Source organism: Streptococcus cristatus (genome assembly GCF_003943465.1).
Lineage (GTDB): Bacteria > Bacillota > Bacilli > Lactobacillales > Streptococcaceae > Streptococcus > Streptococcus cristatus_C.
Genome location: NZ_RJPR01000003.1, coordinates 16,120 through 37,766 on the forward strand (window position 1 = coordinate 16,120; position 21,647 = coordinate 37,766).

At 43.5% G+C, this 21,647-nt stretch carries 20 protein-coding genes and 1 riboswitch; of the genes, 14 read left to right on the top strand and 6 right to left on the bottom strand.

Features of this window, described 5'->3' with window-relative positions; all coding sequences use genetic code 11:
* Positions 1-22: 22 nt before the first annotated feature.
* On the bottom strand, positions 23-1,468 hold the full coding sequence (locus D8793_RS04590) for a UDP-N-acetylmuramoyl-L-alanyl-D-glutamate--L-lysine ligase (protein WP_125370950.1): 1,446 nt from the start codon (positions 1,466-1,468) through the stop codon (positions 23-25).
* Positions 1,469-1,554: 86 nt separating this feature from the next.
* Between D8793_RS04590 and D8793_RS04595 the strand changes: the two genes are divergently transcribed.
* The 5 genes from D8793_RS04595 (at position 1,555) to mgtA (ending at position 9,381) form a co-directional block, all read left to right on the top strand.
* The gene (locus D8793_RS04595) at positions 1,555-3,183 is read left to right on the top strand and encodes a putative polysaccharide biosynthesis protein (RefSeq protein ID WP_061423211.1); all 1,629 of its coding nucleotides are present in this window, start codon (positions 1,555-1,557) and stop codon (positions 3,181-3,183) included.
* A gap of 149 nt (positions 3,184-3,332) precedes the next feature.
* Positions 3,333-4,427, top strand: coding sequence for a cystathionine gamma-synthase (locus tag D8793_RS04600; protein WP_125370951.1), 1,095 nt, complete (start codon positions 3,333-3,335; stop codon positions 4,425-4,427).
* Between the two features lies 1 nt (position 4,428).
* Entirely contained in the window at positions 4,429-5,595 is a 1,167-nt protein-coding gene (locus D8793_RS04605; protein WP_125370952.1) for a MalY/PatB family protein, read from the top strand.
* Positions 5,596-5,647: 52 nt separating this feature from the next.
* Positions 5,648-5,803: riboswitch (M-box (ykoK) riboswitch) on the top strand.
* A gap of 148 nt (positions 5,804-5,951) precedes the next feature.
* On the top strand, positions 5,952-6,563 hold the full coding sequence (locus D8793_RS04610; protein WP_125370953.1) for a glutathione S-transferase family protein: 612 nt from the start codon (positions 5,952-5,954) through the stop codon (positions 6,561-6,563).
* A gap of 157 nt (positions 6,564-6,720) precedes the next feature.
* Positions 6,721-9,381 carry a magnesium-translocating P-type ATPase gene (gene mgtA, locus D8793_RS04615; protein WP_125370954.1) on the top strand — a complete coding sequence of 887 codons (2,661 nt, stop codon included), beginning with the start codon at positions 6,721-6,723 and terminating at the stop codon, positions 9,379-9,381.
* 63 nt (positions 9,382-9,444) lie between these two features.
* Here the strand turns inward: mgtA and zwf are convergent, their stop codons facing one another.
* The 5 genes from zwf to D8793_RS04640 form a co-directional block, all read right to left on the bottom strand.
* On the bottom strand, positions 9,445-10,908 hold the full coding sequence (zwf, locus tag D8793_RS04620) for a glucose-6-phosphate dehydrogenase (RefSeq protein WP_125370955.1): 1,464 nt from the start codon (positions 10,906-10,908) through the stop codon (positions 9,445-9,447).
* A gap of 121 nt (positions 10,909-11,029) precedes the next feature.
* The gene (locus D8793_RS04625; RefSeq protein WP_125370956.1) at positions 11,030-12,394 is read right to left on the bottom strand and encodes an MFS transporter; all 1,365 of its coding nucleotides are present in this window, start codon (positions 12,392-12,394) and stop codon (positions 11,030-11,032) included.
* Positions 12,395-12,587: 193 nt separating this feature from the next.
* Positions 12,588-13,403 carry a TIGR03943 family putative permease subunit gene (locus D8793_RS04630; protein WP_125370957.1) on the bottom strand — a complete coding sequence of 272 codons (816 nt, stop codon included), beginning with the start codon at positions 13,401-13,403 and terminating at the stop codon, positions 12,588-12,590.
* Positions 13,400-14,305 carry a permease gene (locus D8793_RS04635; RefSeq protein WP_125370958.1) on the bottom strand — a complete coding sequence of 302 codons (906 nt, stop codon included), beginning with the start codon at positions 14,303-14,305 and terminating at the stop codon, positions 13,400-13,402. The genes D8793_RS04630 and D8793_RS04635 overlap by 4 nt, the downstream gene beginning before the upstream one ends.
* Complete coding sequence (locus D8793_RS04640; protein WP_015605220.1) at positions 14,302-14,439, bottom strand: SPJ_0845 family protein; 138 nt, start codon at positions 14,437-14,439, stop codon at positions 14,302-14,304. The genes D8793_RS04635 and D8793_RS04640 overlap by 4 nt, the downstream gene beginning before the upstream one ends.
* Positions 14,440-14,609: 170 nt before the next feature.
* Here D8793_RS04640 and D8793_RS04645 point away from each other — a divergent pair, with 170 nt between their 5' ends.
* The 9 genes from D8793_RS04645 to D8793_RS04685 all read left to right on the top strand — a co-directional run bounded on the left by D8793_RS04645 (position 14,610) and on the right by D8793_RS04685 (position 21,505).
* Positions 14,610-16,742, top strand: a complete 2,133-nt coding sequence (locus D8793_RS04645; RefSeq protein ID WP_125370959.1) for a Tex family protein — start codon at positions 14,610-14,612, stop codon at positions 16,740-16,742.
* Positions 16,729-17,178, top strand: coding sequence for a SprT family protein (locus D8793_RS04650; protein WP_125370960.1), 450 nt, complete (start codon positions 16,729-16,731; stop codon positions 17,176-17,178). Before D8793_RS04645 ends, D8793_RS04650 begins: the two co-directional genes overlap by 14 nt.
* A gap of 102 nt (positions 17,179-17,280) precedes the next feature.
* Entirely contained in the window at positions 17,281-17,553 is a 273-nt protein-coding gene (locus D8793_RS04655) for a PspC domain-containing protein (protein WP_312023593.1), read from the top strand.
* A 272-nt stretch (positions 17,554-17,825) separates the two neighbouring features.
* A complete protein-coding gene (locus D8793_RS04660) occupies positions 17,826-18,260 on the top strand; it encodes a preprotein translocase (RefSeq protein WP_125370962.1) in 435 nt (144 codons plus the stop codon).
* Between the two features lie 47 nt (positions 18,261-18,307).
* Positions 18,308-18,799: an NUDIX hydrolase gene (locus D8793_RS04665; protein ID WP_125370963.1), complete on the top strand. Its 492-nt coding sequence runs from the start codon at positions 18,308-18,310 to the stop codon at positions 18,797-18,799.
* 143 nt (positions 18,800-18,942) lie between these two features.
* Positions 18,943-19,878: an HPr(Ser) kinase/phosphatase gene (gene hprK, locus D8793_RS04670; protein WP_048792079.1), complete on the top strand. Its 936-nt coding sequence runs from the start codon at positions 18,943-18,945 to the stop codon at positions 19,876-19,878.
* On the top strand, positions 19,871-20,650 hold the full coding sequence (gene lgt, locus D8793_RS04675; RefSeq protein WP_125370964.1) for a prolipoprotein diacylglyceryl transferase: 780 nt from the start codon (positions 19,871-19,873) through the stop codon (positions 20,648-20,650). The genes hprK and lgt overlap by 8 nt, the downstream gene beginning before the upstream one ends.
* A 12-nt stretch (positions 20,651-20,662) precedes the next feature.
* A complete protein-coding gene (locus tag D8793_RS04680; RefSeq protein WP_061910099.1) occupies positions 20,663-21,058 on the top strand; it encodes a DUF948 domain-containing protein in 396 nt (131 codons plus the stop codon).
* 15 nt (positions 21,059-21,073) lie between these two features.
* Positions 21,074-21,505, top strand: coding sequence for a YtxH domain-containing protein (locus D8793_RS04685; RefSeq protein ID WP_005589465.1), 432 nt, complete (start codon positions 21,074-21,076; stop codon positions 21,503-21,505).
* Positions 21,506-21,647: the final 142 nt, after the last annotated feature.

Genomic DNA, 21,647 nt, shown 5'->3' on the forward strand with positions numbered 1-21,647 from the left:
AAAAAGGGCTCGAAAGCCCTTTTTATATGTATTTTTCTGCCAGTGCATAATCACCGGGATAAGGAACCTTTTGGTCATTGATGATTTGGTAGGCATCTGCTCCCTTACCAGCAAGGATGACTGCATCGCCTTTAGCATTGGTTAGGCTGAGGGCTTTTTTGATAGCTTCTTCGCGGTCAGCAATCATATCCACTTCAAAGGAGATGTAGCTAGCAATTTCTTTTGCGATAGCAATCGGATCTTCACGATTTGGATCATCTGCTGTTAAAATGACTTTTATTTCAGGGTGTTGGTTGAGTAGGAGACCAAAGTCCTTGCGTCGACTTTCTCCCTTATTGCCAGTGGCTCCTAGCACAAGTACCGTCTGTCCTTTTTGATGCTCTTGTACGACGGACAGCAACTTAGCCAAACTGTCGCCATTGTGGGCATAGTCCACGAAAACCTTGGCACCGTTTGACTGGGTCAAGACCTCCATGCGTCCCGGAACTCGTGTCTGAGCAATACCAGCTTGAATATCTTCCATAGAAGCTCCGAGTCGTAGGCAGGCTAGACCAGCAGCAATGGCATTTTCTTGATTGAAGCGACCAATCAGCTGGATATCGTAGGAACCAGCCAACTTCCCTTGCGCTTCAAAAGAGAAGGCTTGCGATTGCTGGATGCTATTGGCGGAGTCTGCTCCATAGAAGTCGTGGTCATAGTTGGCCACTTGCTCAGCCACAACTTGAAAGTGATCCATGCCACTATTGACGACAACAGCTCGGCTATTGTCCATCAGGAGTCGTTTGTGGTAGAAGTAGTCTTCAAAAGTTGGATGCTCAATCGGGCCGATATGGTCAGGGCTGATATTGAGGAAGACCCCCACATCAAAAGTTAGGCCGTAGACTCTCTTTTTAAGATAGGCTTGGCTGGAGACTTCCATGATGAGATGGGTTCGACCATTGGCTACAGCTTGAGCCATCATCTCAAAGAGGTCTAAGCTTTCAGGAGTGGTCAGGGTTGATTTAAAGAAAGTTTTGCCGTCCAGAGTGGTATTCATAGTAGAAAGCAAGGCTGGTTTGTGGCTTTGTTTTAAAATATTAAAAGCGAAATAAGCCGATGTGGTCTTGCCCTTGGTACCAGTGAAGGCCAATAGTTTAAGTTTTTGCTCTGGGTGACCGTAAAATTCCATAGCAATGAGGCTCATGGCTTGTTTAATATCATTGACCAGAAGCACTGGAATGCCGACTTCGAGGTCAGTCTCACTCAGGTAAAACTCTAGTCCAGCTGCTACAGCCTTCTCTAAAAATTCCCGCTTGAAATGCTCGCCCTTGACAAAAAAGAGGGTTCTATTATCTGCCTTGCGACTATCATAGCTAATTTTGTCAAAGGTTAAGCCCTGATAGTTGAAGTAGTAGTCTCCATCAGCGATGATTTCACGAAAATTTTGGTCTTTTTTTAAAATATCTAGTATTGTTTCAATTTTTATCATATCTCTATTGTAAACCGAAAGACTATGTTTTACAAGAGGCAAGGAAAAGTTTATAATAAAAGAAGAACAAATAGAAGAGGTTTTCTATGAGCCAAGAAACAACAAGCCAGCAGCAGAAAATGCTAAGAGGGACTGCCTGGCTGACTGCTAGTAATTTTATCAGCCGCCTTCTTGGGGCTGTTTATATCATCCCTTGGTATATCTGGATGGGCCAGCACGGAGCAGAGGCCAATGGTCTTTTTACCATGGGCTACAATATCTATGCTTGGTTCCTTTTGGTTTCCACAGCGGGAGTGCCGGTGGCTGTGGCCAAGCAGGTTGCCAAGTATAATACCATTGACAAGGAGGAACACAGCTTTGCTCTCATCCGAGAGTTCCTCAAGTTCATGCTGGTATTGGGATTGATCTTTGCAGTCATCATGTACTTGATGGCACCGGTTTTTGCCTCAATGTCTGGTGGCGGGGCTGACTTGATTCCAGTCATGCAGAGTTTGTCTTGGGCCGTGCTCATTTTTCCGTCTATGAGTGTCATTCGGGGATTTTTCCAAGGATTTAATAATCTGAAACCGTATGCGATTAGCCAGATTTCGGAGCAGGTTATTCGGGTTATCTGGATGCTACTGACGGCTTATTTCATTATGAAAATCGGTTCAGGTGACTATGTTGAAGCTGTGACCCAGTCTACCTTTGCCGCCTTTGTCGGGATGCTGGCAAGTATGCTCGTCTTACTTTTCTATCTAGCAAAAACGGGTATGCTGCGCTCTATCCTGAGAAAGCCTAAAAAATCTGCGGGAATTAGTGGCCGTTCTCTCCTCTGGGATACGATACGAGAAGCCATTCCCTTCATCATTACAGGCTCAGCTATTCAGCTTTTCCAGATTATTGACCAGGCGACCTTTATCAACATTATGACCCAGATTAGCGATTATACGAAATCAGAGCTCCTAGTGCAATTCGCCTATTTCTCAGCTAATCCGAATAAAATCACCATGATTTTAATTGCGGTGGCAACTTCTATCGGTGGTGTCGGGATTCCTCTCTTGACTGAAAATTATGTCAAGGGTGACTTTCGCTCGGCTGCTCGCCTAGTGCAAGATAATCTTAGTATGTTGCTCTTCTTTATCTTTCCGTCAACAGTGGGAGCAGTTCTGGTGGCTAGTCCGCTCTATACCGTTTTCTATGGTAAGCCAGATAGTCTAGCACTGGGGCTCTTCATCTGCGCTATGTTGCAGACGATCATTCTCAGCACCTATACAGTTCTCGCTCCGATGATTCAAGCTCTGTTCCAAAATAAGAAGGCCATTCTCTACTTCTTTTATGGAGTTCTTGTCAAGCTTAGTCTGCAGGTGCCGATGATCAATCTCTTCCATGCTTATGGTCCCTTGATTTCAACGACTGTCGGCCTTTTACTGCCAATCTTCTTCATGTTTAGAGAAATTCGCAAGGTTGTTGGTTTGAATCCTAAGAATCTCTTGAAGCGCCTGCTGTTGAGTATGATTCTCACAATTGCCATGGTGATCTTGGTTCTGCTTGTCGAGTATCTACTAAGCTTCATCTTCCAGCCAACTAATCGGATGTACAGCTTTATCTATGTCGCTGCCGTTGGAGGAGTCGGAATGCTCGTCTATATCGTACTGTCTCTCAAAGTTCGGCTCATAGACCGTTTTATCGGACAAAAGGCAGATAGTTTACGCCAACGATTAAGAATGAAATAAGAAACGAAGAGTTGTTCAGCGACTCTTTTTTTGGATTGTTACTCTATAGTTTCAGACTATAGCTAGCTCTTGAAAAGAAAAAAGCTCAAGACTTTCTTAAGATGTTACAATAGAAAGGTAGAATATTTTAAAAAAAGAGGAACGGTTAAATGGAGAGAGAACGGAAATTAAATACCTTGTTGGCTCAAGCGGGAGTGAAAACAGATACAACAACGGGTTCCTTAACAACCCCCTTGCATTTTTCAACGACTTATCAGCATCCAGAGTTTGGCCAGTCCACAGGTTATGACTATACTCGAACCAAGAATCCAACGCGGGCTAGCTTGGAAGAGACTCTAGCTGCTATCGAAAGTGCAGATTATGCCCTAGCGACTAGCTCTGGTATGTCGGCTATTGTGCTGGCCTTTAGTGCCTTTCCAGTCGGCAGTAAGGTTTTGGCTGTTCGAGATCTTTATGGTGGCTCTTTCCGCTGGTTTGCTCAGGTCGAAGCGGAAGGACGCTTTGCCTTTACCTATGCCAATACAGAAGAAGAACTACTCAATAATCTGACAGAGGATATAGATATTGTCTATATCGAGACACCGACCAATCCTCTCATGGTAGAGTTTGACATTGCCCGCATTTCCCAAGCGGCTCATGAGCGAGGAGCAGCTGTCATTGTGGACAATACCTTCTACAGTCCGATTTACCAAAGACCGCTGGAGGATGGAGCCGACCTTGTCCTACACTCTGCGACCAAGTATCTGGGCGGGCACAATGATGTCTTGGCTGGAGCTGTCATGACCAATGATACTGCCATCTATGACAAGCTTTTCTATAATCTCAATACAACTGGAGCAGTCCTGTCTCCATTTGACAGCTATCTGCTTTTGCGTGGTCTCAAGACCTTGGCTCTCCGCATGGAGCGCTCTACTCAGAATGCGCAAGAAGTAGTTGCATTTCTGAAGTCATCTCCTGCAGTAAAAGAAGTTCTCTATCCAGGTAAGGGCGGCATGATTTCCTTTAAAGTTGTCGATGAAAGCAAGATTCCTCATCTCTTAAATAGCCTGAAAGTCTTTACCTTTGCAGAAAGTTTAGGTGGAGTAGAGAGTTTGATTACCTATCCGACAACCCAGACTCATGCAGACATTCCTGCTGAAGTGCGTCATTCCTATGGCTTGACTGATGATTTGCTGCGCCTGTCAATTGGGATCGAAGATAGTCGAGATTTGGTAGACGATTTACAAGCAGCCTTGGAGGACTAATATGGGAAGTTATAACTTTGAAACAGCGCCCAATCGGATTGGTCAGCATACTTATAAATGGAAAGAGGCGGAGAAAGACAGTCAAGTCCTGTCAGCCTGGATTGCGGACATGGATTTTGAAGTCTTGCCTGAAATCAAGCAAACAGTGCATGATTACGCTGATCAGTTAGTCTATGGCTATACCTATGCTAGTGAGGAGTTGATCAATACCGTTCTATCTTGGGAGCGGGATGAGCATGGCTATACCTTTGACAAGGAGGCATTGGTCTTTATCGAGGGAGTTGTCCCTGCTATTTCGACGGCTATCCAAGCCTTTACCAAGGAAGGTGATGCCGTTCTAATCAACACTCCTGTATACCCTCCTTTTGCCCGCAGTGTCAAGCTTAATAATCGTCGGTTGATTACTAATTCCTTAATAGAACAGGACGGTCTTTTTCAGATTGACTTTGAACAGCTGGAGCGGGACATCGTAGACAATGAAGTCAAGATTTACGTGCTTTGCAATCCGCACAATCCTGGCGGTCGAGTTTGGGAAGAGGACGTTTTAGAGAAAATTGGCCGTCTCTGCCAAAAGTACGACGTTCTCGTGGTTTCAGATGAGATTCACCAAGACTTGACGCTGTTTGGACATAAACACCAGTCTTTCAATACTGTTTCACCTGACTTTAAGGACTTTAGCCTGATTCTAGCCAGTGCGACTAAAACTTTTAATATTGCTGGAACTAAAAATTCCTATGCTGTGATTGAGAATCCTAGCTTGCGACAAAAGTTTCAAAAGCGCCAACTGGCCAATAATCAGCATGAAATTTCGGGTCTTGGTTTTCTAGCGACAGAAGCTGCCTATCGCTATGGCAAAGCTTGGTTGACTGAGCTCAAGGCTGTCTTAGAAGAAAATATTGATTTTGTTGTCAATTATTTTGCTAAGGAAGCGCCACGTCTGCGGGTCATGAAGCCTCAAGGGACTTATCTGGTTTGGCTGGACTTTTCAGATTATGGACTGACAGATGATCAGCTCTTCCACTTGCTTCGAGAAGAGGCTAAGGTTGTCCTGAATCGGGGAAGTGATTTTGGCCAAGAAGGCAAAGGGCATGCCCGTCTCAATACAGCTGCGCCGAAGACTATGATCAAAGAGATTTGTCGACGGATTGCGGAAGTTTTACCAAAATAAAATAAAAATAGCTCTCTTTATTGACAATCTTTCTAAAGAGGAGTATAGTAATAGTGTCAATCGGTAGGTGAGGCTACCATAAGGATACGGATGACTACCGCAAAGCAGTGGAGACACTACTCGTTGGTCAACAGTCCTGATCGCAAAGGTCAAGACTAAGCTCATTTCATCGCCTTATGGAGTTAAAGCTTGAACGGTGAATGCTTGTTTTATCTGTGTTTAAAACAATGAAGCGAATAACCTGACATGCAAACAACCCTGCTGAGAAATTGGTAGGGTCTTCTTTTTGCTGAAAATATTTCAAGAGTACAAATAGTTGATTGCCTGCCTCTTAAGAAAAAGAAGGAGGAATAGTAATGAAATTATGGTATTCTAGTACCAGTCCTTTTGCGCGTAAAGTCTATGCTATAATTTTACACCATCATTTAGAGGAGCAAGTGGATATTCAGAAAGTTCAGGTGGCTTTCGACAAAAATTCACCGCATAATCAAGATAATCCTTTGGGTAGAATTCCTGCTTTTCAAGCTTCCAATGGAGAATGGTTGTATGGTAGTGATTTAATTTCCCAATATTTAGACGAGCTAGGTCAGGAAACTCCGCTTTTTCCTAATGGAATGGAGAAGTGGCACGTTTTAAACATACTGTCCGTTGCTGAAGGAATTTTGGAAAACACAATGCCGATGGTTGCGGAAAAAATTTTTCATGAAAAAGAGCATTGGTGGAAAGACAGACATCAGCAAATTGAAGAGAGAAATGTCCGGAGTTTGGCCTTATTAGAGAAACTGGCTACTGAGCAGGGACTTTCTTTAAATATTGCAACAATCCAAGTAGTTGCTCTTGTAGATTGGTGGAATTTACGTGAAGAAGTCATTGGATTTTCTTTGAGAGACAATTTTCCCAACTTGCAAGAATGGACCCAGAAGATGAATGCTACTTTTGATGTCTTGCAGGCATCTTGGGATTATTAACTGCTTTTATAAACTAAGAAAGGAGAAGTACGATGCAAATTGACGATCATCCGGAACCGCACATACACAGCCAATCGCTGATTTGTGTCGTTCTGTCCTCATAAAGTGATTGGTCCCTGTGTATGAAATTTATCAATCATACATAAAGGAGAAACCAATGAAAACAGTAAAAGAAAGATTAGTTGCTGCTTTGCAACTTCCTGTAAAAGAAACTTTGGCATTTTACAAGAGTTCCTTTCGGGGCCTGACAGAAGAGCAGGTCGAAGAAAATCGTGACATCTATGGTGAAAATGTCATCACAAAGGGTCAGGAAGACTCTATTTTTAAGAAAATTTACGAATCCATCATTAACCCCTTTACAGTCATCTTATTGGTGATTGCTCTCGTGTCTTTAGTGACTAATGTTTGGCTAGCTAAGCCTGGTGAGGAAGATCCGACGACTTCCATCATTATAGTTGTTCTGGTGCTGATTTCTGGAGGCATTCGTTTTGTTCAGGAATTGCGGAGCGACCGCGCTGCTAGCAATCTGTCTCGGCTGATTGTCAACACGGCTACGGTTATCCGTGAAGGAGCAGAGCAGGAACTGCCGATTGATGAGCTTGTTGTAGGAGATATCATCAAACTTAGTGCCGGAGACATGATTCCCGCAGATGTCTTGCTGCTGGACTCACGTGATTTCTTTGTTCAGCAGTCCGGCCTGACAGGGGAAAGTGATGCAGTAGAAAAGATCTGTTTGACCAAGGCGGATGGGCAAAATCTCGATAGCCTTTTAGAAACAGAATCGCTGGCTTTTATGGGAACCAACGTTATTTCCGGAAGAGCTACGGCTCTGGTGCTGGTGGTTGGTGATGAGACCATGATGGGAGCCATTGAGCAGACGCTTAATACCTATGATGAGCCGACCTCTTTTGAGCGCGAGATGAATAGCATTTCCTGGCTCTTGATTCGTCTGATGCTGGTCATGGTGCCAGTTGTGTTCTTCATCAACGGTCTGACAGACGGCGACTGGTTGGAAGCAGGTGTCTTTGCCCTCAGCGTTGGGGTTGGCCTGACTCCAGAAATGCTGCCCATGATTATCACAGCGAGCTTGGCTAAAGGTTCTATTATTATGGCTCAGGAAAAGGTTGTGATTAAGAAGCTGAACGCTATTCAGGACCTAGGAGCTATCGATATCCTCTGTACAGATAAGACGGGCACACTGACCCAAGACGAGATTGTATTGGAATACCCGCTGGATATTCATGGTGATTTGGACTTGGCAGTGCTCCGTCGGGCTTTTCTCAATTCCTATTATCAAACAGGCCTTAAAAATCTCATGGATCGGGCCATTATCAACCGAACGGAGAAAGAAGCCGAAAAGCATGAGATTGTTCGTGACTTAGACCAAACCTTTAAGAAAATTGATGAGCTGCCCTTTGATTTTGAGCGTCGTCGTATGAGCGTCATCGTCAAGGATGATGAAAATGTCATCAGCATGGTAACCAAGGGGGCCTTGGAAGAAATGCTAGCTATCTCTAGCTATGTAGAGTATAAAAATCGTATTACAGAACTGACTGAGGAGATTCGTCAGGAAATCCTTGCGGAAGTGGCTCAACTTAATGAGCAAGGGCTGCGCGTACTTGGTGTTAGCTACAAGTCAGACCTAGAAGAAGATTATGAGTATGAAGTGAAGGATGAGTCCGATATGATTTTGACGGGCTATCTGGCCTTTCTAGATCCACCTAAGTCATCCGCAGCTCCAGCTATTGAAACTTTGGCTGAATACGGTGTTGCCACTAAGATTTTGACGGGCGATAATGATAAGGTAACCCAAGCAGTCTGTGAAAAGGTTGGGTTAGATGTAGACAATATCTTGCTAGGTGTAGAGGTAGATGCTCTATCTAATGAGGAATTGAGTCAGGCAGTGGAGAACACGACAGTTTTTGCTAAGCTCTCACCTGATCAAAAAGCACGGATTATCCTTCAACTCAAAGCCAATGGCCACAAGGTTGGCTACATGGGTGATGGTATCAATGATGCGCCTTCTATGAAAGTAGCAGATGTGGGTATTTCTGTTGATACAGCTGTGGATATAGCCAAGGAAACGGCAGATGTCATTTTGCTGGACAAGGATCTCATGGTTCTGGAGAAAGGGCTGGTAGAAGGTCGCAAGGTCTATGCCAACATGACCAAGTATATCAAGATGACGGTCAGTTCCAACTTTGGGAATATCTTTTCTCTCCTTTTTGCCAGCATTTTTCTGCCTTTTCTGCCTATGGCACCAGTTCATTTGATTGTCCTCAATCTAGTTTATGATTTGTCTTGTATCGCTCTGCCATTTGATAATGTAGATAGTGAATTTCTTAAGAAGCCTCATATCTGGTCAGCTAGTTCCATTACCCGTTTTATGGCTTGGATTGGACCGATTTCATCCGTTTTTGATGTTTTGACCTATCTGGTGCTCTACTTTATTATCGTTCCTATGATCACAGGAGGCAACTATCAAGCTGGTACTGAACAGGCAGTGACCTTTATCACTCTTTTCCAAACAGGCTGGTTTATTGAGTCTATGTGGACCCAGACCATGGTCATCTACATGTTGCGCTCACCTAAGCTGCCATTTGTGCAAAGTCGTCCCGCTTTGTCTGTCATTGTGACGACCATGGCGGCAGCGCTCTTTGTTACTTCCTTGCCATACAGCCTCTTTGCGTCAGTTCTGAAGACTGCCCCGCTAAATGGGACCTATTTCCTTTTCCTTTTCTTGATCATCGTGCTTTATATGGTTAGCGTAACCCTTGTGAAAGGCCTTTATATCAAGCGTTACAAGGAATGGCTGTAATAGAAGTGCTAGCAGATGTTTAAGAATAATAAAAAAGATTGGAAAACTTTCCAATCTTTTTTATTATTCTTTATCAGGTTGCCATTGCCAGCTTGCTCCAAATTGGGCGAGTAACTCGAAGGAGGCTTCTGGTCCCATAGATCCGACAGGATATTCATGGAGTGGCACTTGATTTTGGCTCCAGAGTTCTTCAATGCGATCGATGAGCTCCCAGCTGGCTTTTACTTCATCCCAATGACTGAAATTAGTTGAGTCGTTATTGAGGACATCAAAAATTAATTTTTCATAAGGGTCTGGAGAGGCTCCTGACGCTGTGGCATCTGTCCGATAATCCAATGAGATCGGAGCTAGATTAAAGAGTTCTCCAACTTCCTTGCCATTGAGGCTGAGTGAAATCCCCTCAGTTGGCTGGATATAGATGGTTAGGACATTTGGTTTGAGAGGCTCACCAAAGATGGAGTCCATTTGCTTGAAGACGATATTGACATGGGTGCCTTTTTTGGTGAGGCGCTTCCCTGTTCGGAAGAAGAAAGGAACGTCACGGAAGCGGTCGCTATCAATGAAGAAAGCACCAGAGGCAAAGGTCTCAGTAGTAGACTCAGGATTGACATTTGGTTCGCTACGGTAAGAAATATATTTTCTACCATTGATTTTGCCAGACTTATACTGGCCGCGAATGAAGAAACGTTTCAAATCTTCTTTGCTTGGCTGAACGAGGCGCTCAAATACCTTGGCCTTTTCTGCTCGGATATCGTCTTTGGTAAAGCTTTTTGGCTTATCCATGGCTAATAAGGAGAGGAGTTGCAAGGTATGGTTTTGCACCATATCACGGAGGGCACCGGATTGATCATAGTAGCCACCGCGTTCTTCAACTCCCAACTTTTCAGCAAAGGTAATCTGTACATTATCAATGTATTGGCGGTTCCAGACATTTTCAAACAGCAGATTAGCAAAGCGGATGGCAAAAATCTTTTGAATCATTTCCTTGCCCAGATAGTGGTCGATACGGAAAATCTGTTCCTCGTCAAAGGTTGCCAGTAGATCTTCGTTAAGTTTGCTGGCAGTTGCCAAATCTGTCCCAAAAGGTTTTTCGACAATCAGGCGTTCAAATCCTTTTCCATCAACGATTTGCTCAGACTTGAGATGCTTAGCAATGGTTCCGAAAAATTGTGGCGCCATAGAAAGGAAGAAGAGTTTATTATTTTCTGCCTGGTATTGATCGTTGAGCTTATTTTGTAGCTTGCGCAATTCGATATAATGCTCGGTATCTTGCACATCATGGCTTTGATAAAAAAAGTGGCTGGCGAACTCTTGAGCTTGCTCGGCACTGTCGGCTAAGTCTGAGATTGACTCGACAACGACCGACTCGAAATATTCCTTGCTCCAAGGTCTGCGGGCAGTTCCGATAACGGCAAAATGTTTCGAAAGATTGCCAGATTTATAAAGTCGAAAGAGGGAAGGATAAAGTTTTCTTTGAGCCAAGTCTCCGCTGGCACCGAAAATTGTAATAATAACTTTTGAAGACATGATACTTATTACCTATCTAAATGTGATTGTCTCTATTTTATCACAATTTTCAGAAAAATTGTATTTGAAAAATCTGGATTTGACCAAAGAAAATATCCCGAGGGAAAGTCGGGATAGAAATTTAGGCTTCTTTCTTCTGATGAATTGCTCGAAACAGAAAATAGTAGAAAATAAAGTTGCCTATTGCGAGAAGGAGCAGGAGGCTGAATACATTGTGGACGCCGCTTGTCGTATCGGGTGCTTGGTTGAGCAGGACGGCCGCAATTGCTGTTCCCAAGGCACCAGCAAAGGTTTGTGCTAGTTGAAAGAGGGCAGTTACATCCGCTGTCTTTTCTCTGCTGACTTGAGAAGCGGATAAAGCCATAGTATTATTGAAGGCCATATTACGCCCTAGAGTAAAGAGGATATAAAAACCTAAGATTAGAGGCAGATTGAGCCAGCTTGTAAAGAAGCTAAAGACAATCATGACCAGAAAGACTAGGGAATTGCCGCCTAGTAGAGACATCTTTGGGCCTTTGCTATCGTACAATTTTCCCAGAAAAGGCGACATAAAAGCTCCGATCATGGTTCCGGGAAGCAGTGAAAATCCAGCTTGAGCGGTGGAGACATTCTTGACCAGTACGAGAAAGTTGGGAATGAGAAAGTTGCTGGATAGGTTGGAGAATTGGAAGATTAAAAAGGGTAGAATTCCAAAGAAAATTGTTGGTTCTTTCAAGATACGGATGTCCAGAAAGGGGTGTTGAACTGTCAGACTCCGCCAGATGAAAAAGGCAAAGGAAAGGAGGAAAATAACTAGATAGAGCCAATTGATACTATCGCCACCTTCTAAACTGGAGATGGTCATTAGAGAAAAGGAAAGAGCCGTTGCGAGCGAGAGAAAGCCCAGCACATCAAAGGGCCGCTTGCTTTTGCTAGCCGAATTTTTCAAGTTAACATAAGCCAGTAAAAAAGAGAAAATGGGAACTGGCATGATAAAGCTGTAAATCATATGCCAGTCGAAGGAGCCAATCATGAATCCTCCGTAGGTCGGTCCGATGGCTGGTGCTATGCTGATGACTAGGCCGCTCAGCCCCATATAAAACCCGATTTTCTGCCGAGGGACCCGCTCCACGATGAGATTAAACATAAGTGGAATGGCAATCCCAGTCGCTCCGCCCTGAAGGATCCGCCCCAGCATAAGGAAAGTAAAGTCTGAGGCAATCATAGAAAGCAGATTTCCAAGGGTAAAGATGGAAAGCGAGGTAAAGAGGATACGGCGTTCCGTCCAGTTGTGGGACAGAGTTGCGCCTAAAGTTATGGTAATAGCGGCAGCCAGTAGATAGCCAGTGGTAATCCATTGTAGTACCCCTAGGCTCAGGCCAAAGACCTGACTCAGGTGGGGAAAGGTCACATTCATACTAGTCTCTGAAAGAATTCCAGCAAAGGTGATTAAGGCTACAGCTAGAATAGAAAGCAAATCTCGTTTCCTTACTTTTTCTTGATTCATAAAAAGAACTCCTTTTCAAATGAGATAGTATTATTGTAGCATGATTTTCCAAGATAAGAGAGAAAAAATTAGAGAGCGAGCTTCATCAAGTCTCTTCTAATTTAGAAAAGTCGGTCAGAGCAACTGAGTAAAGGGTAGAGAATGGCAGATAAAAGAAACACCCATGAAAATGGATTTTCATAGGTGCTTGGCTCTAAAAGACTCGATAAACGTAAGGATTGTCCGGTTTTTCTACCTTATCAAAGCTTTCAACTTCTAGAGTTGGAAGGCTTTGTCCCAGACTTTTATGGTAGTGCATGGTAAGTTTCCCCTTGGCATGAATCCAGGTATTATTCTCGAAATACTGGGTATTTCCAGTCGTCAAGAGGCCATAGACACCCGAGTCAGCAATACAGTGGATGATGCCGAAGCGAAAGAGAAATTGACTCTTCTGGTCGCTGGGGTCATTGTAGACAAAGCCAGTGAACTCCAGCGTCTTGCCCACAAACTCGTCGGGATAATCATAGATGACCTCCATGACCTCCATGTAGTTCTCAGTTGTGACCTGAATGGTATCTTGCTTGACATATTTCTTGACGGCTGCCCGCATTTCTTTTTCGTAAGCCCCTTTGGTAAAGTAGGTGCTGGTGTCCGGCTTTAGGTATTGGCTGGTTGTGCCTTCGTCCTGCTGAACGGCTGCAGAAGTTCCCTCAGCCAGTGGAAAATGAAATCCTTTAGCCGAAACGGTTGTCGAATCCAAGGTAACAGTTGGAAAGAAAATTCCTACAAAAAGCGGAATGATAAGGAGAAGCACGCTGCCTAACTTGGCCCAGCGAGTGCTTAAATGACTGTGAACCTCCATCTTCTTCATCCAGATAATGAGCTGCACGACTGCCAAGACAAAAGACAGAATCATAGACAAGTATGCCAGATAGGAATAGTGGAGATTGATATATTGGTTGAGCTTGCCTGTCAGCTGCAGATACATGGTAATCTCAAAGTAGCCGACTAAGATTAGAAATCGAATCATAGCACTACCCCCACAAGCCAAGAGTAAAGAAAGACGACGATGGTAACTAGGCTGATAAATTGCCAGATAAAGCGTGTCTTAAAGTAGTTTTTCATCATCAGCAGATTCTTGACATCTAGCATAGGCCCAATGACCAAGAAAGCTAAGACTGGCGCTAAGCCGAAGCTAGCGATCAAGGAGCTTCCGATGAAAGCATCAGCTTCGCTGCACAGTGAGAGCAGGAAGGACAGCAGCATGAGTAGGAGAATAGCGACAGCTGGTGTCGAGCTGATAGAGGTCAGGATTCTGGTTGGAACATAGACTTGTACTATGCTGGCAAAGAGACAGCCAAAGACCAGATAGCGGCCTGTATCGAAAAATTCGTCAATGGCCTGTACAAAGACCTGAAATAGCTTTTGTCCTTTGCTGAGGTGAGAAAAATCATGCTCATGAACCGCTTTGCGATTTTCTTTCTGGATATTGCTATCTGCAAAGAAGCCCAGAAAAATCCCTAAAAGAATAGCCACGACCATAGAACCTAGAGCACGAAGCAGAGCCATTCGGAAGGAATTGCCAAAGGCTGAGTAGGTCGCAAAGAGAACGATAGGGTTGATGACTGGAGCCGTTACCAGAAAAGGCACAGCCGTGTAACTGGGAACTTTCTTTTCCAGAAATCGGTTTATAATAGGAACGATTCCGCACTCGCAAGAAGGGAAGACAACACCGATTAAACTTCCAAAGAAAATCCGAGCCCATTTGTTCTTGGGCAGAAAGTGATAAACCCTGTCCGGCGTGACATACACCTCGATAAAGCCAGAAATGATACTTCCAATCAAAACAAATGGCAGGGCTTCAATGATAATGGAGAGAAAGATGGCACCAGCCTGTAAGACGCTGGAAGGAAGATTTGAAAAGAAACTCATGCTTTTTTAGCCTTGTCTTCAGCTTCTTTTTTCTTTTTGCCATCTGGAAATTCGACTTTTTCAAGCTTGGGCAGAGTGGCAAATTCCTCGAACATCTTGTCTAAATCGTCTGTTTTAGTAAATTTAACAGCCATAAAAGCACCTCATTTCTAAAATAATAATTCTATTATACTACCAAACGAAAAAAAATGATATTTTCAGCCATGATTGAGCTGAGGCAGCGGATTCATCCAGCAAGAAAAAGATGGATTAAACTAGTCTTTATAGATTGTTCAGCTTCATATTATGATATAATAGAAGCGTTATGGAAAATACTAATATTGAAAAAATTGCCCAGAAATTGGGCCTTAAAGAAAGCCAAGTATCACAGGTCCTAGATCTGACCGCTGAAGGAAATACGATTCCTTTTATTGCTCGTTACCGTAAGGAAATGACGGGAAATCTGGATGAGGTTGAGATTAAGGCGATCATTGACTTAGATAAGAGCATGACTGCCTTGGCAGAGCGTAAAGCAACGGTCTTAGCTAAGATTGAGGAGCAGGGCAAACTAACGGATGCGCTGCGCTCTGAGATTGAGGCTGCTGAAAAGCTGGCTGATGTGGAAGAACTGTATCTGCCTTATAAGGAGAAGCGTCGTACCAAGGCTACTATTGCGCGTGAAGCAGGTCTCTTTCCTTTGGCCCGCCTCATCCTACAGGATGCGGCTAATCTGCAGGAAGAGGCTGAGAAACTGACTAGTGAAGCCTTTCCGACAGCAGAAGCTGCTCTAGCTGGAGCTGTGGATATTCTGACTGAGGCGATTTCTGAAGACACTAAGCTACGGGCTTGGACCTACCATGAGATGCAGACCAATTCTTCTATCGTATCCAGTCTCAAAGACGGTGATTTGGATGAAAAGCAGGTCTTCCAGATTTATTATGATTTTTCTGAAAAAGTAGCGACTATGCAAGGCTACCGTACCTTGGCTCTTAATCGTGGTGAGAAGCTAGGTGTTCTCAAGGTTGGTTTTGAGCACAATCTCGAGAAGATCCTGCGCTTCTTTGAAGTACGTTTCAAGGTGAAAAATGCCTATATTATCGAAGCTGTCCAGCAAGCAGTCAAAAAGAAAATCATTCCAGCCATGGAGCGCCGTATTCGGACCGAGCTGACTGAGGTGGCTGAGGATGGAGCGATTCAGCTCTTCTCAGATAACCTCCGCCATCTCCTCCTGATTGCTCCTCTCAAAGGTCGCGTAGTACTGGGCTTTGACCCAGCTTTCCGGACAGGGGCTAAGCTGGCTGTTGTGGATGCAACAGGTAAGATGCTGACGACTCATGTTATTTATCCCGTTCCACCAGCAAAGCCAGCTCAGATTGAAGCATCTAAGAAGGAGCTGTCAGAGCTGATTGAGCAGTTTGGCGTGGAAATCATTGCCATAGGAAATGGAACGGCCAGCCGAGAAAGCGAAGCCTTTGTAGCAGAAGTTTTGAAATCCCATCCAGATGTCAGCTATGTTATCGTCAATGAGAGCGGAGCATCTGTCTACTCCGCTAGTGAACTGGCTCGTCATGAGTTTCCAGATTTGACTGTTGAAAAGCGCTCAGCTATTTCCATTGCTCGCCGTCTACAGGATCCTTTGGCAGAGTTGGTTAAGATTGATCCTAAGTCCATCGGAGTTGGTCAGTACCAGCATGATGTTAGCCAAAAAAAGCTGTCTGAAAGTCTGGACTTTGTCGTGGATACTGTGGTCAACCAAGTCGGGGTCAATATCAACACCGCTAGTCCTGCCCTGCTGGCCCATGTAGCTGGTCTTAATAAAACGATTTCAGAAAATATTGTTAAGTACCGGGAAACAGAAGGCTTGATTCGGTCTCGCGAGGCCATCAAGAAAGTGCCGCGTCTGGGTGCAAAAGCCTTTGAACAGGCAGCCGGCTTCCTGCGTATTCCCGAAAGTGATAACTTGCTAGACAATACAGGCGTTCACCCAGAGTCTTATAAGGCGGTGGAGGAGCTCTTTAAGCGTCTGGAAATCAGCAGTTTGGATGAAGCAGCACAAGCCAAATTAAAGGCTGTTCAGGTTGCTAGTTTGGCTGCAGAGCTAGGCTTGGGAGAAGAAACCCTCAAAGATATTATTGCAGATCTGCTCAAGCCTGGCCGTGATTTGCGTGATTCCTTTGACGCGCCAGTGCTACGGCAGGATGTCTTGGATATTAAGGACCTACGCATCGGTCAAAAGCTGGAAGGTGTCGTCCGCAATGTCGTCGATTTCGGAGCTTTTGTGGATATCGGTATCCATGAAGACGGACTTATCCATATTTCTAAGATCAGTAAAAACTTTATTAAGCATCCAAGTCAAGTCCTGTCTGTTGGCGATTTGGTTACTGTCTGGGTGGATAAGCTAGATGTGGAGCGGGAGAAGGTCAATCTCTCTCTGATAGCGCCAAATGAATCTAACTAACTACGTTAAGCAGGTGTCGCTAGAAGATTTTGGCTGGGAATTTCACCACCAAGCTTATTGGAACAAACGTCTCCGGACGACTGGCGGACGCTTCTTTCCCAAAGACGGACATCTAGATTTCAATCCGAAAATTTATGAAATTTTTGGCCTGGAGACCTTCCGAAAAATTGTCCGCCATGAGTTAGCTCATTATCACCTCTATTATCAGGGTAAAGGTTACCGCCATGGAGATAGAGATTTTAAAGACCTCCTTAAGCAAGTTGACGGTCTGCGCTACGCTCCATCATTGTCCGACTCGCAATCCTTTCTCATCTATGAATGTCTGAGCTGCGGAGCACTTATCCGTCGCAGACGAAGAGTCAATCTTCAAAAATACCGTTGCGGTCGTTGTAGAGGAAAACTGTCCTTCCTACAAGAGAAAACGAACAGAGGGTAAGCGAACTAAAAACGAATAGATGCAGAATCAGCCTTCGGGCTGATTTTTTTGTTCTCCCGCTATGATAGAATGAAGGAAAGAATGAGAGTTGAGGTCATCATCATGAAAACTAAGTTTTATAAATTAAGAAGAAACCGAGTGATTTCAGGGGGTTTGTCGGGACTAGCTGATAAATTCAATTTTGATCTTGGCTTGTTACGCTTTTTATTCATCATTTTTACAGTTTCCAATTTTGGCTTAGGCATTTTGATTTATATTTTGCTGGCTGTCGTGATGCCTTATAAGGAAGACGTGGAAGCGGAAATGTATGGAACCGGCCCTCGTAAAATGAAAGATGCCGAGCCAATCAATGACAATGACGGCTGGTTTTGGTAAAATAACAAATATAAAATTCGGGAGTATGCCCGAATTTTTGCTGGATGTAGAAGAAAGATAGAAGTTCCAGGAGATATTTTCCATCAGGCTTCTAACATTCAAATTGATACTTTAAGTGTTCCTATCCCAGATTGTTATTTTGAAGGACGGTATTCGTAGTTATTTTATATAGTTTATGCTACATAGACTTGAGATTTGCCTAGCTTCAGATATCCAAAAAAATAGAAAAGGCTGGTTCAACTGGTCGCTTTAAAGATTAGAAAGAGATTTAAATGAAACAATTTTCTTTACCATTATATATTTTGAAATTTTTCCTCTATTTAATTATTAGTTTGATCCTACATATGTTCCTTGTTTTTACGGCTGCTATATTAGTAGGAGGGTATAAGAGTTTGATTGTTATAATCATTGGTACAGCAGCTTTTCCCTTTGGTCTATGGAATTTCTTCTTTTTCCTTAAGGTCTTATCTCCAGTGCAAAGCTCAAAGCTTTTAGTAGGACTTTTGTCTATCTTATTTCTGCCAGTTCTGACTCTCATATTTTGGGGTTTTATTGGAGGTTTCCAAAGAATTATAAGCTCTCTTCCTAACAGCCTATTTTCTATTTTTGGTATGTTAGTTTCAAATACAATCGTTTACTCTCTGGCTCATTTACTTAATTTTTACAACTATAAGAAGAAAGCTATTTATGAAGGTGAAGTAGATTAAATATTGCAAGTTCTACTTGAAATGACTTATTTATCCAAGGAGGAAATATGACAGAGGTTTGGAATGCCTATGACTTGAATCGAAATCAGCTCCCGCATCTCCTAGTTCGAGGAGAAAACATTCCTGAAGGGCAGTTTCATCTTTGTGTCAATGTCTTGGTTCGTCACCAAGATGGTGATATTCTCTTTATGCGGCGGTCAGCAAATAAAAGTCTCTATCCTGGCTATTATGAGTTCGGAGCGGGAGGTAGTGTGCTGGCAGGAGAGGATAGTCAGACAGCCGCTCTGCGGGAATTGAAAGAAGAAACAGGCTTGCTTCCCGACAGTATCAGACTGTTGGAGCAGGTGTGCTCTGTCGAAGACCAGTGCCACTTTGACTTCTATGAAGCGGTGGTATCTGGGGACAAGAGCCAAGTTCGCTATCAGGCAGGCGAAACCGATGCCCATCTCTGGCTACCTCTAAGTGAAATACAAGCCTTTATCGAGAGCCATCCTTGCTTTCAAAATCAGAAAAAAATTCTCCAAAGATGGATTGGCTAGTTATTTTGACTGGCCTTTTTGTTGGCTGGTAGACATTTTCACAAGACTCTAAGGAAAAATCCTGCTTAATTTCCAATCTTAAAAACTCTTTTAGGGTAAAAATTTGCTATAATAGAGAAAGATAAATTTGAAGGGAGCAGGGAATGTCTGTAAAGGTCAAAGATTTGATTGAAAAAGTCCGTTTACGCATCGTTTACGGCAGTGATGACCTCTTAGAAAAGGAGATTTCGACATCGGATATTTCGCGGCCGGGTCTTGAAATGACCGGCTATTTTGACTACTACACGCCAGAACGGATTCAGCTGATTGGGATGAAGGAGTGGTCTTATCTGATGAAGATGACATCCCACAACCGTCATCAAGTCCTTCTGAAAATGTTTCAACCAGAAACGCCAGTTGTCATTGTGGCGCGTGATCTGGAGATTCCTGAAGAAATGCGGCGAGCAGCCGAAGAAAAGCAAATCGCGATTCTTACCAGCCGCACATCAACCAGCCGTTTATCAGGGGAAATTTCTAGTTTCCTTGACTCACGTTTGGCGGTCAGAACCAGTGTTCATGGCGTATTGATGGACATCTACGGAATGGGCGTGCTGATTCAAGGGGACAGTGGTATTGGTAAAAGTGAAACTGGTCTTGAGTTAGTTAAGCGGGGGCATCGTTTAGTGGCGGATGACCGGGTTGATATCTTTGCCAAGGATGAAATGACTCTCTGGGGAGAGCCTGCTGAGATTCTTCGCCATCTCTTGGAAATTCGCGGTGTCGGCATTATCGATGTGATGAGCCTTTACGGAGCTAGTGCGGTTAAGGATTCTTCACAGGTACAGATTGCCGTCTATCTGGAAAATTATGATACCAATAAGACCTTTGACCGTCTGGGTAATAATGCAGAAGAACTGGAAGTTTCTGGCGTCAGAATTCCTCGGATTCGTATCCCAGTTAAGACAGGACGCAATATCTCTGTAGTGATTGAGGCCGCAGCCATGAACTATCGAGCTAAGGAAATGGGCTTTGATGCCACCAAGATTTTTGAAGAACGACTGACTAATCTGATTAGCCAGAATGAGGTGAAAGATGCTTGATCCAGTAGCTTTTTCAGTCGGTCCCTTTAGTATTCGTTGGTATGCGATTTGCATTGTCACTGGCTTGATTTTAGCCGTCTACTTGGCTATGAAGGAAGCGCCACGCAAGAAGATGATTCCAGATGATATTCTTGACTTCATTCTGATTGCCTTTCCCTTGGCCATCCTTGGAGCGCGACTTTACTATGTGATTTTTGAATGGTCTTATTATGGCAAGCATTCTCTGATTGAGATTTTTCAGATTTGGAATGGTGGTTTAGCCATTTACGGTGGTTTGATCACTGGAGCCCTTGTCCTCTATTTCTTTTCTCAGAGAAGGCTGATCAATCCTATTGATTTCTTGGATATTGCAGCGCCTAGTGTCTTGATCGCTCAGAGCATCGGCCGTTGGGGCAATTTCTTTAACCAAGAAGCCTATGGAGCGGTGGTCAAAAATCTTAATTATCTGCCGTCCTTCATCCGTAACAATATGTACATAGATGGTGCTTATCGCCAGCCAACCTTTTTGTACGAATCCCTTTGGAATTTACTTGGCTTTGGGCTACTGCTAATCTTACGACGCCGGTCTAAATTCTTCCGTCAGGGAGAATTGGCAGCCTTTTACCTGATTTGGTACGGCTTTGGCCGGATGATTATCGAGGGTATGCGGACCGATAGCCTCATGTTCTTGGGTGTGCGTGTATCTCAGTGGCTGTCTGCAGCTCTGATTTTACTAGGCATCGGCATTATGATTTACCAAAGAAAAAAACAAGCCCCCTATTATCAAGAATGAGAGGAGAATATTATGCTTGAAATTGCTTATACTTTAGTTGCTGTCGCTTTGATTGTCTTTCTAATCTACATGACCCTCACCGTCAAAACTCTCGGTGATAAGGCTGCAAAAATGCTGGATGAGACAGAAAATACGATCAAAGTGTTGACTTCTGATGTTAATGTCACCCTACATCAAACCAATGATTTGATTGCCAAAGTCAATGTTTTGACAGATGATATCAACCACAAAGTAGCAACGATTGATCCGCTTTTCAATGCGGTGGCAGACCTATCCGAATCAGTATCTGATTTAAACGATCAGGCGCGTGTTTTAGGAAAAAAGGCAGTCGCAGCAGGAAGTACGACAGCTAAAACAACAGCAGGTCTAACGGCCCTTCGTTTGTTTACAAAATTATTCAAAAAATAAGAAAGTAGGTTTACTATGGGAAAAATTTCATCACTTTTATTAGGTGCTGTGTCTGGTGCAGCTGCAGCGTACTTTCTAACCAGCAAAAAAGGTAAAGAAATCACTGAAAAAGTTCAAGACTTTGTCGTCGACTATCGTGAAGATCCAGATAAGACTCACGAAGCCGTTGTCCAATCAGTAAAGGACTTTTCAGATCAGGCTGTTAAGGCCATCAACCAAACCAAGGAAAAGGTTGAAAATGGCGAAATCACAGCAGAAACAGTATTGGAGTCTGTTAAGGATACGACCAAGTCAGTTGTGGACTATTCACAGGATAAATTCCAAGAAATCAAAGAAAAGTTTGAAAAAGAAGAGGAAATTCTTGAAGAAGAAATTTCTGATATCGTGGTGGAAGAAGGAGAAAAAGCCCCTTCAGAAGAAATTATCATTGATTTAGAAGATAAGTAAATTCAAACTAGATATACGAGATGAGGCTGGGACAAAAGAGTCCAAGCCTCATTTTTTGTTCGAATTGGAGCTTTGCTGTAGTGGTATAGGAAGCAAAAATTACTACTATTTAGTTTCTCCTCGGCCAACTTGATTTTTGGCA

What these genes read in the sequence shown, in the direction of transcription:
- D8793_RS04600 (WP_125370951.1), top strand. Translation starts at nt 3,333, where the DNA reads ATGGAGAGAGAACGGAAATTAAATACCTTGTTGGCTCAAGCGGGAGTG.
- D8793_RS04630 (WP_125370957.1), bottom strand. Translation starts at nt 13,403, where the DNA reads ATGATTCGATTTCTAATCTTAGTCGGCTACTTTGAGATTACCATGTAT.
- D8793_RS04660 (WP_125370962.1), top strand. Translation starts at nt 17,826, where the DNA reads ATGAAACAATTTTCTTTACCATTATATATTTTGAAATTTTTCCTCTAT.
- D8793_RS04590 (WP_125370950.1), bottom strand. Translation starts at nt 1,468, where the DNA reads ATGATAAAAATTGAAACAATACTAGATATTTTAAAAAAAGACCAAAAT.
- D8793_RS04685 (WP_005589465.1), top strand. Translation starts at nt 21,074, where the DNA reads ATGGGAAAAATTTCATCACTTTTATTAGGTGCTGTGTCTGGTGCAGCT.
- D8793_RS04650 (WP_125370960.1), top strand. Translation starts at nt 16,729, where the DNA reads ATGAATCTAACTAACTACGTTAAGCAGGTGTCGCTAGAAGATTTTGGC.
- D8793_RS04625 (WP_125370956.1), bottom strand. Translation starts at nt 12,394, where the DNA reads ATGAATCAAGAAAAAGTAAGGAAACGAGATTTGCTTTCTATTCTAGCT.
- D8793_RS04595 (WP_061423211.1), top strand. Translation starts at nt 1,555, where the DNA reads ATGAGCCAAGAAACAACAAGCCAGCAGCAGAAAATGCTAAGAGGGACT.
- D8793_RS04635 (WP_125370958.1), bottom strand. Translation starts at nt 14,305, where the DNA reads ATGAGTTTCTTTTCAAATCTTCCTTCCAGCGTCTTACAGGCTGGTGCC.
- zwf (WP_125370955.1), bottom strand. Translation starts at nt 10,908, where the DNA reads ATGTCTTCAAAAGTTATTATTACAATTTTCGGTGCCAGCGGAGACTTG.
- D8793_RS04680 (WP_061910099.1), top strand. Translation starts at nt 20,663, where the DNA reads ATGCTTGAAATTGCTTATACTTTAGTTGCTGTCGCTTTGATTGTCTTT.
- hprK (WP_048792079.1), top strand. Translation starts at nt 18,943, where the DNA reads ATGTCTGTAAAGGTCAAAGATTTGATTGAAAAAGTCCGTTTACGCATC.
- D8793_RS04610 (WP_125370953.1), top strand. Translation starts at nt 5,952, where the DNA reads ATGAAATTATGGTATTCTAGTACCAGTCCTTTTGCGCGTAAAGTCTAT.
- lgt (WP_125370964.1), top strand. Translation starts at nt 19,871, where the DNA reads ATGCTTGATCCAGTAGCTTTTTCAGTCGGTCCCTTTAGTATTCGTTGG.
- mgtA (WP_125370954.1), top strand. Translation starts at nt 6,721, where the DNA reads ATGAAAACAGTAAAAGAAAGATTAGTTGCTGCTTTGCAACTTCCTGTA.
- D8793_RS04645 (WP_125370959.1), top strand. Translation starts at nt 14,610, where the DNA reads ATGGAAAATACTAATATTGAAAAAATTGCCCAGAAATTGGGCCTTAAA.
- D8793_RS04655 (WP_312023593.1), top strand. Translation starts at nt 17,281, where the DNA reads ATGAAAACTAAGTTTTATAAATTAAGAAGAAACCGAGTGATTTCAGGG.
- D8793_RS04640 (WP_015605220.1), bottom strand. Translation starts at nt 14,439, where the DNA reads ATGGCTGTTAAATTTACTAAAACAGACGATTTAGACAAGATGTTCGAG.
- D8793_RS04605 (WP_125370952.1), top strand. Translation starts at nt 4,429, where the DNA reads ATGGGAAGTTATAACTTTGAAACAGCGCCCAATCGGATTGGTCAGCAT.
- D8793_RS04665 (WP_125370963.1), top strand. Translation starts at nt 18,308, where the DNA reads ATGACAGAGGTTTGGAATGCCTATGACTTGAATCGAAATCAGCTCCCG.